Consider the following 12,763-nt stretch of genomic DNA (forward strand, 5'->3'; position numbering starts at 1 on the left):
TCCCTCCTGGGCGTCCACCCACTCCTCCTGTCGCCGCGCGGGATGCTGACCTCCGTCGCCGGAGCGCCTGACGCTCCGGCAGCCTCCCTCATCGCCGTCGCGGTGGTGGCCGGGCTCGTCGGCGTCCTGCTGCTCGCCGTCGCGCTGCTGCCCGGTCGTCGGGCGCGCCGCCCGCTGGACGCCGAGCACGCGATCGTGGTCGCGGACGACACCATGCTGGCCTCGGCCCTCGCCCGCACCGCGGCCAGGACCGCCGCCGTCTCCGCCGATGCCGTGAGCGTGTCGCTCGGCCGCCGCACCGCCACCGTCCGCGTCGTGCCGGTCACCGGCACGCGCGTCGATCGGGATGCGGTCCGCGGCGCCGTCTCCGAGGAGTTCGCCCAGGCAGGGCCGGCACGGCCGGTCCGCGTCGCCGTGCTCGTCTCCGCGGCAGGAAAGGTCGGATCGTGAACACCACCAATCGCGCGCTCAACCGCGCACTGCTCGCCGTCGTGGGGCTGCTCGCCTTCGCGGCCGCCGCATCCCTCGTCTGGCTGCTCGTGGTTCCCGGAGCCGGTGCGCTCTGGCGCGAGTGGGGCACCGCAGCGCTGGCCTCGACGGACGACGTCTTCGGCCGGCCGCTGTGGACGGGCACCACCGTGAGCCTCGCCGCGGTGATCGCCCTGGCCGTCGCCGTGGTCGTCATCGTCCTGCTCCTCGACTTCGTGCTCCGGCAGGGCGGCGGCTCGACGGCCACGGTCGTGCGGGCCCGCGGCGAGGACGGCGGCATCGAGATCGACACCGCGGTGCCCGCCAGCCTGCTCGTCGAACGCCTGCGCGGCGTGCCCGGCGTGGCCGGCGTCGCGGTCAGCGCGTACCGCGTGCGTCGGCAGCCCGCGCTCAAGGTGACGGTCGACTGCCGTCGCGGCGCCTCTCCTCGCACGATCGTCGACGCGATCGACGACGCGGTCCTCCGGCTCGGGGATGCGCTCGGCACGGAGCCGACGGTCTTCGCGCAGCTGACGGGAGGCTTCCGGGCCCGCGTCCGCACCCCCGTCCGGGTCGACACCTCCACGCCGGCGGTGCGTCCCATCCCCTAGCCTGGTTCGCATGACAGTTGTCGTCGAAAACCTCCCGCCGCTGACGTGGAGCAACGGAGCAGGACAGGCCGAGCAGACCGCGGACGGTGAAGTCGTCGTCACGGCCGTCGCCGGGAGCGACTGGACCAACGACGCCTTCGGGGGCCCGCAGCAGCACGCGGCGACCTCGCTCGGCTTCACGCCGACGGAGGACTTCGCGCTCAGCGCGCGGGTTCGGGTGACGTCCCCGCGCACGACATTCGACGCCGGGGTGCTCGCCATCTGGGGCGACCGGGACCACTGGGCGAAGCTCTGCTTCGAGAACTCGCCGCAGGGGCAGCCGATGGTCGTGTCCGTCGTCACCAACACGTTCTCCGACGACTGCAACTCGACGATCGTCACCGACGACCACGTGTACCTGCGCGTGGTCCGCTCCGGCACCGGCTGGGCGTTCCACTCCTCGCGCGACGGCGTGACGTGGGACTTCGTGCGCGTCTTCCGGCTCGACTACGACGGCCCGGTGAACGTCGGCTTCATGGCGCAGGCGCCGATGGGCGACACCTGCGTCGCCGTGTTCGACACGATCGCGTACTCCACCGACGTGCCGGGCGACTTCCGCAACGGCGACTGAGCCGCCCGCTACTCGGCCGGCGGGGTCGGCTCCCCGAGCGACAACATGAGCCGGTTGGCCCAGTTGAAGAAGGCCGCGCCGTTGATCGCGTCGATGATCGCCAGATCGTCGAGCCCGGCCTCCCGGAGCTGACGCACGTGCTCAGGGCCGAACGCGCCCGGGATCACGGTGAGGGCGACCGACGCGTCGATGACGGCGCGCCACTGCGGGTCGTCCTGCTGCCCGGCCGGACCCTCGTCGAGCAGCCGCTGCACGTCGTCCGGGCGCTTGGACTTGTGCGTGGCGAAGCGGGAGTGGACGGACGCGCAGAAGATGCAGCCGTTGGTGCGGGAGGCGCTGGCGGCCGAGAGCTCGCGCAGCGCGCGGGTGAGGCCGCCCTTCTCGTTGTAGAAGATGTCGTTGTCGGTGCGGGTGCGGGCACCCAGGATGTCGGGGTCGCGCACCAGCAGGCGGAAGTACGGACTGTTCGCCCGGCCCTTGTCGACGAGCCCCTCGTAGTGCCGCTCGGTCAGCTCGTCGAGGGGCAGCGGCTCCAGCCACGCCTCCCAGCCGAGCTCGGCCTGGGTGAAGGCGTTGGGGGCCTCGAAGTCGTGCCGGATGACGGTGCCGCTCATGCGAGCTCTCCTTTCAGGACGGTGAGCCCCGCGACGACGCGGAGCTGGAAGCTGAGGAACGCGACGAGCTGGGACAGCGTGACGATGCCGGTCGTGGACCAGCCGGCGTCGAGCAGTGCCTGCAGCGCGTCGGCCGACGAGTCGCGCGGGCGGTAGACGAGCAGGTGCGTGTGGGCGAGGGCGGCGGCGAGACGCTCGCCGACCGCTGCGGACAGCGCCGCGTCCGGGGTCCACACGAGTCCGGCGACGTTCTCGACGGTCAGCGGCCCGGCGGGGTAGTCGCCGTACGGTCCCTCGGTGAGCGCTCCGGGCACGGCGACCTCGAGGGCGGCGAGCAGATCGGCGTCCTCCGCCGCGAGCAGGTCGCGGTAGTGGGAGGCGGTCGGCGACTGCGAGAGCGCGACCGTCCAGTAGGCGACGGCGAGCCGCTCGCGCTGGCCGACCTCCGCCCGCTCGTCGGAGTGGAAGAGGGCGTCGTAGCTGGCCTGCGCGTTGGCGCGCGCGTTCGGCCGCTGGTCGCGGAGGGCGTCGAGGGCGTCGCCGGGGGCGATGCCGACCAGCTGGTCGATGACGTCGGTGGGCATGGACGGTCCTTTCGGTGGTTCGCGGGAGTCAGGGGGTCGCGGGGTCAGCGGTTCGCGGGAGTCAGCGGTGCGCGGGCGCGGGCAGCGCCGGCGTCCAGTCGAGGAGTGCAGGCCCGACCTCGGCGGCGATGAGCTCGATGGAGCGCAGCACCGCGGCGTGCGGCGGGTCGATGGGATGCGGCTGGAAGGCGACGTCGGTCGCGCGCGCCAGGATCGTGTCGGCCCGCAGCGTCGCCAGCACCTGCTCCGGCGTCCCGATGTGCACGTCGAGCCAGGCCAGCAGCTCGGCGTCGGAGACCCCGGCCGGAACCTCCAGCCCCTGGGCGTCGATGAAGCTGCGCCCGCGGTCGATGCCGCGCCGCACCCAGGCGGCCGCCTCCGCTTCGGTGTCGACGACGAGCGCGGATCGCGACGCCAGGATGCGCGGCTCGACGCCCTCGGGCAGCGCGGCCAGGTAGGCGTCGACGATGGCCTCCTGCAGTTCGGGGGAGGTCGGGTCGGTCCAGTTCTTCCGCGGCTGGGTGCGGGAGAGCATGAGGCCGTTGCCCCGGCGCCCGATGCGCTCGGCGCCCGCGGCCGAGAAGGTCGCCTCCCAGATCGCCCCGAGCAGGTCAGGTGCGGCGGGATACAGCGCGCCGCCGTCCGACGTGAGCTCGTCCCCGCGCAGGGCGGCCACCAGCGTCTCGCGGTGCCGGTCGTAGATCGCGGCGCGGTCGCCCGACTCGTGCCCGAACGGCGGGAACGAGGAGGGCGTGCCTCCCGAACCGATCCCGAGCTCGACCCGTCCGCCCGAGAGCAGCTGCAGCACGGCGGCGTCTTCCGCGACGCGCAGCGGCTCCTCCAGCGGCAGCGTCACGATTCCCGTGCCCAGGTGGATGCGGGAGGTGCGCGCCGCCGCCTGCGCGAGCAGCACGAACGGCGACGGGAGGCCGCCCTCGCCTTCGTGGAAGTGGTGCTGGGCGACCCAGACGCTGTCGAGCCCGACCTCCTCCGCCCGTGCGAACTGGTCGATCGCGTTGCGGTAGCGGTCGAGCGCGCTCCCGTCGTCGAGCAGCCGGGTGAAGAACCCGAGCCGCTGGGGTCGCTGGGCCGTGCCGGTCACTGTCCCGCCTTTCCGAGGTACGCCTCTTGGATCTGAGGGTCGTCGAGCAGCTCCTGCGCGGTGCCCTCGAGCACGATCGCGCCCGTCGCGAGCACGTAGCCGCGGGAGGCGATGGAGAGCGCCAGCTCCGCCTGCTGCTCGACGAACAGCACGGCGACGCCGAGCTCTCGGTTGATCCGCACGATCTCGTCGAGCACCTGGTCGACGAGCTTCGGCGACAGGCCCATCGTCGGCTCGTCCATGCAGACCAGGCGGGGCCGGCTCATCAGCGCGCGGGCGAACGCGAGCATCTGCTGCTCCCCGCCCGACAGCGTCCCGGCCTGCTGGCGGCGACGCTCGGCGAGGCGGGGGAAGTGGGTGCGCATCCGGTCGAGGTCCTCGGCCACGCCGGCCTTGTCGCGCCGGGTGTACGCGCCCGCGATGAGGTTCTCGTCGACGGTCATCTCGGGGAAGACGCGCCGCGCCTCCGGGACCGAGGCGATGCCGGCGGCGATCCGGCGGCGGGTGGGGGCGTGCGTGACGTCCTCCCCGGCGAACCGGACGGTGCCGGTCTTCGGCCGGACCAGGCCGAGGATGGTCTTCATCGTCGTCGACTTGCCGCTGGCGTTGCCGCCGAGGAGCGAGACGATCTCCCCCTCCCCCACGGTCAGCGAGTTGCCCCGCAGCGCATGGAAGGGACCGTAGTAGACGTTGACGTCGTCCAGCGCGAGCAGCTCGGTCACTTGAGGTCCACCCCTCCCAGGCCGCGGCGGCGGCCGAGGTAGGCCTCGACCACGGCGGGGTCCGCGCGCACCTCGTCCGGGCGGCCCTCGGCGATGATGCGGCCGCCGTCCATCACGATCACGCGGTCGGAGACGGTCATCACGAGGTCGAGCTTGTGCTCCACCAGCAGGATGGTCTGCCCGGCCGCCTTGAGCTCCAGCAGCTGCTCGAGCACCTCCGCCGTCTCGGACTGGTTCATCCCGGCCGTCGGCTCGTCGAGCACGAGCAGCTTGGGCGCGAGCGCCAGCGCGCGGGCGATCTCGGTGCGCCGCCGGTTGGCGTAGCTGAGCGAGTAGGCCGGGTCGTCGCGGCGCGGCCCGAGGCGCGCCTCGAACCGGTCGATCTCGGACTCGACGACCGCGGCGATCTCCTTCTGCTCGCGCCGGGAGGCCGGGGTGCCGACGATCGCGATGTACAGCTCGGCGAGCAGCGGGATCCAGCGCAGCAGGAACAGGTTCGACAGCCGGCGGAACGGGCGGTTGGCCCGCAGCGTCGTGTGGAGGCCGACCTCGATGTTGTCCGCCACCGAGAGGGTCGCGAAGACGCGCCCGTTCTGGAAGGTGCGGGCGATGCCGTGCTCGGCGATCCGCGCACTGTCGGCGCGCTCGATCCGCTCCCCCTCCAGCGCGATCGTCCCGCTGTTGGGCCGGAAGGTGCCGGTGACCAGGTTGAGTGTCGTGGTCTTGCCCGAGCCGTTCGGCCCGATGATGGAGACGACCTCCCCCGGCGCGACGGAGAAGGAGATGCCGTCCACGGCCTTCACGCCGTCGAAGTGGCGCGCGAGGTCGCGCACGTCCAGCAGCGGCTCGCTCATGCGTTCTTCACCAGGATCCCTCCCGGCCGGAACCGCACCGCGAGGATGAGGACCAGCCCGTAGACGATGATGCGCAGCTCGGGCGTGAAGCGCAGCAGCTCCATCGCCCCGATCAGCACGATCGCGCCGATCACCGCGCCGTACGGCAGGTTGATCCCGCCGAGGATCACGATGGTCACCACGAGCAGCGACATCAGCATGGTGAAGATCGTCGGGTCGATGTAGGTGTACTGGTGCGCGAGCAGCGAGCCGCCGATCCCGGCGAAGAAGCCCGAGACGGCGAACGAGAGCGCCTTGTAGTTGCGCCCGCGGACTCCGGAGGCGAGCGCTGCGACCTCGTCGGAGCCGACCGACGAGATCACCTTGCCGAGGTGCGATCCGCGGATCCGCCACATGACCAGCAGCGTCACCACGAGCACGCCGAAGTCGATCAGGTAGTACGCCTGCGGGGTGTTCAGCGGCGTCCCGAACCACTCGGGCACCGGGATGTTGTAGAGACCCTGCGGCAGCACCAGCTGGATCACCGCGACGATGGCGATGCCGAGGCCCAGCGTCGCGATCGAGATGTAGTGGCCCTTCACGCCCCAGATCGGCGAGGCGAGGATCGACGCGACGACCGCGGCCACGATCCCCGCGACCGGCAGCGCGACCCAGAACGGGAAGTGCAGGTACAGCGACAGCAGCGCCGAGGCGTACGCGCCGATGGCGATCGGGCCCGCCTGGCCGAGGGCGAGCACGCCCGCCTGTCCGGCGGTCACGGTGAACCCGGCCGCGATGATCGCGTAGATCAGGACCTGGGTGCCGGTCGTCAGCACGTAGTCGTTCGCGACCAGCGGGATGACGATGCCGCCGACGACGAACGCGGCCAGCCACACCCAGCGCGGGATGCGGATCGGCCGGCCCTTGCCGAGGAAGGTGCCCGTCAACGGTTCGCTCGAGACCAGCGGCACCTTGCCGAGCAGCCCGCCCGGCCGCACGATGAGCACCACGATCAGGATGACGAACACGATGATCTCGCGCGCCGTGTCGCCGAAGAAGTGGATGCCGAACGCCTCCAGGACGCCCAGCACGAAGCCGCCGATCACCGCCCCCACCAGCGACCCGAGGCCGCCGAGCGTGGCCGCGACGAACGCGGTGAGGCCGACATCCAGGCCCGATGTCGGGTTCGCGACGCCGACGTAGAGGGCGATGAAGACGCCGGCGAGACCGCCGAGCGCGGAGGCGATCACGAACGAAACGTGCTGCACCTGGCCGACGGGGATGCCCATCTGCAGGGCGGCCTCCTGGTCCTGCGCCGTCGCACGGATGGCGCGGCCGACCTTGCCGTACTTGAGGAACAGCGTCATCACGATCATGATGACCGCCGTCGTCCCGAGCATCACGACGTCCGAGGTGCCGAACCGCATGTTGCCGATGTGCAGGTTGGAGGTCGGCAGCACGTCCGGGAAGACGCGGAACTGCGCGCTGAACGCCATCTGCGAGGCGTTATCCAGGATCAGCGAGATCGCGTACGTGGAGAGCATCGCCGCCAGCGGCAGGTACTTCGCGAGCGGGCGGACGACGGTCACGTTGATGAGCAGGCCGAGCGCACCGCAGATCGCGAGCACCACGATCAGCGCGAGCCAGAACGGGAGCCCGATCTTCACGATGAAGAACCAGGACAGCATCGCGCCGAGGCCGAAGAACGAGAACTGCGCGAAGTTGACGACGTTCATGACGCCGAAGACGAGGGAGATGCCGACCGCTCCGAGGGCGTAGACGTTCCCTCGGAGCAGGCCGGCGATCAGAGTGTCGAGCATGGTGTGTGCGGTGGCGTCGACGGACTAGCCGTTGTACGCGACCCAGCTTCCGTCCTTCAGGATGCTCGGGGTCAGCTGCGGCGACGCGACACGGCGGGTCGACTGGTCGAAGGTGATCTTGCCGTAGACGACGCTCGGCACGTCCTTGACCTTCTTGAAGCCCGCGAGGATGCCCTCCCGGCTCGTGCCGCCGATCTTCGCGGCCGCGACGGCCACGTTGAGGGCGTCGTAGGCGCCGGCCTCGAAGCCGGTGACCTCGGTCTCCTGCGGGTACTTCTTCTTGAACGCCTTCACGAAGTCCTGCACCTCGGTCGCCGGGTTGGAGGCGAGGAACTCGGCCCCGTTGATCGCGCCCTCGGCGTCCTTCGTGCCGTCGAACGACTCCTCGTCCTGGCCGCCGTAGAAGGTCTTGTCGTAGCCGATCGCGCGCAGCTGGGTGACGATCTTCGCCGCGTCCGGGCCGTAGCCGATGTGCACGAACGCCTCGGGCTTGTCAGCCACTGCCTTCGTCAGCGACGGCCGGTAGTCGTCGGAGGTGTCGAGCACGCCCTCGGCATCGACGATCTTCAGCCCGATCTTCTTCGCCTCGGTCTTGAACGCATCGTACGCGGGGATGCCCCAGTCGGCGGTGTTGAGGTACGTCACGCCGACCGAGTCGATGCCCTGCTTCTTGATGTAGTCCGCCGTCCACGTGTACGTCGCGCTCGTCGTGATGGAGGTCGACCACTGGTACTGCGTGCCCTTGGCCGTGAAGTCGGGGTTGGAGTTGTTGAACCCGTACTGCAGCAGCTTGCCCGCCGTGTAGATCGGCGACGCGGGGATGGAGGCCGCCGACGAGTAGTCGCCGAAGACCAGGCTGATGCTGTCGTCGCCCACGAACTTCTGCGCGACCGCCACCGACTGCTTCGGGTCGGACTGCGAGTCCTCGTACTTGAGCGCGACCGGGTGCCCGTCGATGCCGCCCTTCGCGTTGACCTGCTCGACCGCCAGGTCGAAGGCCTCCTTGAACTGCTCGCCGTACTGCGCGTACTGGCCGGTCGTCGCGGCCGAGACGCCGAAGTACACCGTGCTCTTCCCGGACGAGCTGTCCGTCGACGCTGCGGAGTCGCCGGCGCAGGCGGCGAGGCCGACGATGGTGAGCGAGGCCACGGAGACAACGGCCGCGCCACGGAGGAGCTTCTTCATGGGGGTGTCCTTCGAACGGGAGGGGGTCGGGTGGACTGAGGCTAGGACTCCCCCGCCGGCCCCCGCGACCCTCCCCGTCACAGTCGGTAGCGACACGCAATGGACGTCACAAAGTTTGCGCGAAGCAACCACTTTGTGCTCGCGTCCGCCCGCCCGCGCCCCGCCGCGCTCCGCCAGCCGCCGAGCACAGGAAAAGTGCGCGGTCGGCGACCGATATCGAACACTTTTCCTGTGCTCGCGGGTACCGTCGTCCGCACCGAGCGAGCGATGAGGGGGCGACGTGCTGCGCGGACTGCGGAAGTTGGCGGTGGTCGCGGCCGACTACGCGTTCGCGGTGCGGCACCAGCTGAGGGCCGGTCTCGATCGCAGCGATCCGGGGGTGCTGGTGCGCTCGTCGGGGCGCCGCATCCCGGTGGTGCTGCTGCCGGGCGTGTACGAGACGTGGCGGTTCCTGCTCCCGCTGGCGCGGCATCTGCACGAGCGCGGGCATCCGGTGCACATCGTCAACACGTTGCGCTGGAACGTCTCGACGATCGCCGAGGGGTCGGCGCGCGTGGCCGCCTACCTGGAGCACGCGGACCTGGACCGGGTGGCGATCGTGGCGCACAGCAAGGGCGGGTTGATCGCCAAGCACCTGATGGAGACGCCCGGCGTCGGGCACAAGGTGGTGCGGGCGATCACCGTCGCGACGCCGTTCGCGGGCTCGACGCTGGCCCGCTTCGTGCCGCTGCCGACCGTGCGCGCGCTCGGGCCGTCCGGTGCCGAGGTGCTCGAGCTCGCCCGGCGCACCTCGGCGAACGCGCGCATCGTCGCGGTGAGCCCGGACTTCGACCCGCACATCCCGGGCGGCAGTCACCTGGACGGGGCGACGAATATCCGCCTCGGGATCAGCGGGCACTTCCGCATCCTCGGCAGCCGCGAGCTGTTCGACGTGCTGGACGAATACCTCGACGAGATGTGACCGCAGAGGCCCCGGACACGTGTCCGGGGCCTCCGATCGCGCAGTACGTCGCTAGAGCGACAGGCCGTGCCCGAAGCGGAACAGCGGGTCCTTGGTATCGAACGGCACGTCCTCGCGGCTGGCCTCGACGGCCGCCATGCTCGACGGCAGGTCGAACGGGAGCTTTCCGCTGGGCGCCGCAGCACCCGTGAGCACGTCGAGCAGAGCGCGCGCGTTGGCACCGTAGTTCGCCACGATCGCCGCCGGCGCGTCGACGAACGGCGTGAGGATGGCCGGACGGTCGAGGTGCACGTCGACGATGGTCGGGACGGTCGCGGCGATGGCGCGGAGGTGCTCCACAGCCTCCGGAGTGAAGTCGAGCGAACCCTGGTGGAAGAAGTTCTCGAACGTCGTCGCCCGCACCTCGAACGGCGCGTGCGTGCGGACGATCGCGTAGTCCGCCTCCTCCGGAGTCGCCACGACCGTCCCGTACTCGCCGGCGACGGCCGGGTCGATGCCCTCGACGTAGAGGCGGGAGCCGGCGGGCAGCGGGAGCGTCGGCACGCCGTCCGCGGGGGCGCGGTTGGTCAGCACGGTGATGGACGCGCGCTGGGCGGCCTCCCCCGCTTCCCGGAACGCGGCGGACCCGACCACGCGACCGGCCTTCTCCACGTCGACGAACGGCGCGTCGAAGAGTCCGAGCACGAACTTCTCGCGCAGCAGGCGGCGGGCGGAGACGTCGATGCGCTCCTCCGAGATCTCGCCCGAGCGCACGAGGTCGATCAGCAGGTCCGGGATGGCCTCGCCGCCGAATTGGTCGGCCCCGGCCTCGATGACCTTCTTCATCCGCTCGCGCGGGCTGAGGTGCTCGACGCCCCACGCGCGGGCGGGGAACGGCTGGCCCATGATCTCGGAGTCCGAGATGAGTCCCCAGTCGGTGCAGACGATGCCGTCGAAGCCGTAACGCTCGCGCAGCAGGCCGGTGATGACGGACTTGTTGAAGCCGAAGCCGACCTCCTCGTACTCGGTGCCGACCGGCATGCCGTAGTACGGCATGATCTGGCTGGTGCCGGCCTCGAATGCGGCCTCGAACGGCTTGAGGTGCAGCTCGAACTGGCCGCCCGGGTAGACCTGCTCGCGGCCGTAGGCGAAGTGCGCGTCCTCGCCGTCCAGCTGCGGGCCGCCGCCCGGGAAGTGCTTGGTCATCGTGGCGACCGAGTCGGGGCCGAGCTCTGCGCCCTGGAACCCGCGGATGTAGGCGGCGCCGAGACGGGAGGTCAGCTCCGGGTCCTCGCCGAAGGTCGCGACCTGCCGGCCCCAGCGCGGTTCGGTGGCGAGGTCGATCTGCGGGTGCAACGCGACCCGGATGCCGACCGCCGTGTACTCCTGGCGCGCGATGTCGCCGAAGCGCTCGACGAGCTCCTCGTCGCGGGTCGCCGCGAGGCCGATTGACTCCGGCCAGCTCGAGAACGGGCCGGCCATCATCCCGGCCAGCGGGTTGTCGCTGAACGAGTGGCGCGGGTCGGTGGAGATGGTGACCGGGATGCCGAGGCGGGTGGACGCGGCGAGCTCCTGGAGGGCGTTGTGCCACCGCGCCATGAGCTCGGCCGTGGGGGCGGAGCCGAGCACGTTGAAGTGCGTCATGCCCGCGCCGATCACGTACTCCTCGTTCGACGGCAGGCCGAACATCGGGTCGGCGGGGGCGAGCCCGCCGTCCTGGCTCATGGAGATCATGGTCTGGAAGAACAGGCCGGCCTTCTCCTCCAGGGTCATCTGGCCCAGGAGGTTCTCGACCCGCTCCTCGACGGGCAGAGAGGCGTCGCGGTACGTGGGGTCGACGGGCAGTTCGTCTGCCGCGCCGGTGACGTGGATGGTGTCGGTCATGCGTTACTTGACTCCCTTGATTCGATAGACGAGCACTGCCCCCGCGAGGGAGACGAGCGCACCGAGCAGGTACCAGAGCGTGTAGCCGCCGAGGGCGGTCGTCGCCCCGAAGGCGATGACGGAGGGGGCGATCGCGGGGGCGATCGACTGCGGGAGGGCGTTGGCGATGTTGAGCACGCCGAGGTCCTTGGCCGTGTCCGCCTTGTTGGGCAGCACCTGGGTGGCGAGCGCGGTGTCCACCGAGAGGAACGACCCCGTGCCCAGGCCGATGATCGCCTGCGCCACGATGACGACGCCGATGTTCGGAGCGAAGGCGAGCACGACCAGGCCGACCACCATGATGAGGCCCGCGGCGGTCATGAACGGGCGGCGCTTGCCGATCTTGTCCGAGAGGATGCCGCCGAGCGGTCCGGAGAGCGCCATCGCGAGGGTGGAGGCCACGTTCGCCAGCAGGATCGTCTCGATCGCGGCCGACTCGCTCAGGTGGAACTTCTCCGTCAGGTAGAACGGCAGGAAGGTGGCGATCCCGGCGTAGCCGAAGAAGATGAGGAACTTGGTCAGCCAGGTCCAGCCGAAGTCCTTGTGCTTGACCGGGTTGAAGACGAACGAGCCGAAGAACTCCTTGAGCCCGTAGCGCTCGGCCGGCTTCTCGGCGAGCACGCGGTCCTTCAGGGTGAGCACGAAGACGACGACGAGGATCACGGCGATCACCGCGGGCACGACGAAGCGGCTGAAGTCGTCGGCGAGGAAGTTGACGATGAAGCTGCCGCCGAGGATGGCGACCGGCGTCGTCATGCCGACGATGCCGGAGACCTTGCCCCGGCGCTCGACGGGCACCTGGTCGGGCACGGTGGCGGTGGAGGCGGCCAGCACGCCGTTGAGGGACGCCTGCACGATGCACCAGCCGATCAGGACGATCCACGGGCTCGTCGCGACGCCGATCAGCACGAACGCGGCGAGGCCGACGAGCACGCCGCCGAGCATCCACGGGCGGCGCATCCCGAATCGGGAGGCCGTGCGGTCCGACAGGCGGCCGACGAGCGGGTTGCAGATCAGGGCGAAGAGCGCGCCGACGCCGGTGATCATGCCGAGGGAGGCGGTGGCCTCCTCCGGAGACGCGGTGATGTGCTGCACCTTGAAGGCGAGCGAGACCAGCACCGGCGTGAGCAGGGCGAGGTAGAGGCCGAAGTTCGCGAAGGCGAGGCCGGGGATGAATCCGCGGGGCGCGCCGTTCTTCGGAGAGTCGGCGCCGGAGGGGCCGGAGCCGGACGGGGTGGCCGTGGACGCCCCTGACGCCGTGGACGACTCTGTCATGGTGTTCCTTTCGGGTGGACCTGAGCCTTCGTCGGCTCGGGATGAGTGTACACACAATTAGACCGTGTGGTAACTC

At 70.7% G+C, this 12,763-nt stretch carries 13 protein-coding genes; 4 read left to right on the forward strand and 9 right to left on the reverse strand.

Annotated elements, in window-relative coordinates; translation table 11 throughout:
- The 3 genes from FHX33_RS19800 to FHX33_RS19810 all read left to right on the forward strand — a co-directional run.
- Positions 1 to 450 (forward strand): DUF6286 domain-containing protein (locus tag FHX33_RS19800; RefSeq protein ID WP_183428900.1); only part of this gene is annotated, 450 nt, incomplete at its 5' end.
- Entirely contained in the window at positions 447 to 1,079 is a 633-nt protein-coding gene (locus tag FHX33_RS19805) for a hypothetical protein (RefSeq protein ID WP_183428901.1), read from the forward strand. The genes FHX33_RS19800 and FHX33_RS19805, both read left to right, overlap by 4 nt.
- Positions 1,080 to 1,089: 10 nt before the next feature.
- Positions 1,090 to 1,689 carry a DUF1349 domain-containing protein gene (locus FHX33_RS19810; protein ID WP_021761110.1) on the forward strand — a complete coding sequence of 200 codons (600 nt, stop codon included), beginning with the start codon at positions 1,090 to 1,092 and terminating at the stop codon, positions 1,687 to 1,689.
- An 8-nt stretch (positions 1,690 to 1,697) separates the two neighbouring features.
- Here the strand turns inward: FHX33_RS19810 and FHX33_RS19815 are convergent, their stop codons facing one another.
- The 7 genes from FHX33_RS19815 to FHX33_RS19845 all read right to left on the reverse strand — a co-directional run bounded on the left by FHX33_RS19815 (position 1,698) and on the right by FHX33_RS19845 (position 8,549).
- Positions 1,698 to 2,303, reverse strand: coding sequence for an alkylhydroperoxidase domain protein (locus tag FHX33_RS19815; RefSeq protein ID WP_021761108.1), 606 nt, complete (start codon positions 2,301 to 2,303; stop codon positions 1,698 to 1,700).
- The gene (locus tag FHX33_RS19820; RefSeq protein WP_021761106.1) at positions 2,300 to 2,887 is read right to left on the reverse strand and encodes a CMD domain protein; all 588 of its coding nucleotides are present in this window, start codon (positions 2,885 to 2,887) and stop codon (positions 2,300 to 2,302) included. The genes FHX33_RS19815 and FHX33_RS19820 overlap by 4 nt, the downstream gene beginning before the upstream one ends.
- Before the next feature lie 61 nt (positions 2,888 to 2,948).
- Positions 2,949 to 3,989 carry a putative FMN-dependent luciferase-like monooxygenase gene (locus FHX33_RS19825; protein WP_021761104.1) on the reverse strand — a complete coding sequence of 347 codons (1,041 nt, stop codon included), beginning with the start codon at positions 3,987 to 3,989 and terminating at the stop codon, positions 2,949 to 2,951.
- Positions 3,986 to 4,711 (reverse strand): ABC transporter ATP-binding protein, encoded by a 726-nt coding sequence (locus FHX33_RS19830; RefSeq protein WP_021761102.1) that lies wholly within the window; start codon positions 4,709 to 4,711, stop codon positions 3,986 to 3,988. Before FHX33_RS19830 ends, FHX33_RS19825 begins: the two co-directional genes overlap by 4 nt.
- On the reverse strand, positions 4,708 to 5,565 hold the full coding sequence (locus FHX33_RS19835; RefSeq protein ID WP_021761100.1) for an ABC transporter ATP-binding protein: 858 nt from the start codon (positions 5,563 to 5,565) through the stop codon (positions 4,708 to 4,710). The genes FHX33_RS19830 and FHX33_RS19835 overlap by 4 nt, the downstream gene beginning before the upstream one ends.
- Complete coding sequence (locus FHX33_RS19840) at positions 5,562 to 7,364, reverse strand: ABC transporter permease (RefSeq protein ID WP_021761098.1); 1,803 nt, start codon at positions 7,362 to 7,364, stop codon at positions 5,562 to 5,564. The genes FHX33_RS19835 and FHX33_RS19840 overlap by 4 nt, the downstream gene beginning before the upstream one ends.
- A gap of 24 nt (positions 7,365 to 7,388) precedes the next feature.
- Positions 7,389 to 8,549, reverse strand: coding sequence for an ABC transporter substrate-binding protein (locus FHX33_RS19845; protein WP_021761096.1), 1,161 nt, complete (start codon positions 8,547 to 8,549; stop codon positions 7,389 to 7,391).
- Positions 8,550 to 8,829: 280 nt separating this feature from the next.
- Between FHX33_RS19845 and FHX33_RS19850 the strand changes: the two genes are divergently transcribed.
- Entirely contained in the window at positions 8,830 to 9,510 is a 681-nt protein-coding gene (locus FHX33_RS19850; protein WP_021761094.1) for an esterase/lipase family protein, read from the forward strand.
- 51 nt (positions 9,511 to 9,561) lie between these two features.
- Here FHX33_RS19850 and FHX33_RS19855 read toward each other — a convergent pair whose 3' ends face one another.
- Together FHX33_RS19855 and FHX33_RS19860 are read right to left on the reverse strand one after the other, a co-directional pair.
- The gene (locus FHX33_RS19855; RefSeq protein WP_021761092.1) at positions 9,562 to 11,373 is read right to left on the reverse strand and encodes a glycoside hydrolase family 3 protein; all 1,812 of its coding nucleotides are present in this window, start codon (positions 11,371 to 11,373) and stop codon (positions 9,562 to 9,564) included.
- A gap of 3 nt (positions 11,374 to 11,376) precedes the next feature.
- Entirely contained in the window at positions 11,377 to 12,687 is a 1,311-nt protein-coding gene (locus tag FHX33_RS19860) for an MFS transporter (RefSeq protein WP_021761090.1), read from the reverse strand.
- Positions 12,688 to 12,763: the final 76 nt, after the last annotated feature.

The organism is Leifsonia aquatica (assembly GCF_014190775.1).
Classification (GTDB): Bacteria; Actinomycetota; Actinomycetes; order Actinomycetales; family Microbacteriaceae; genus Leifsonia; species Leifsonia aquatica.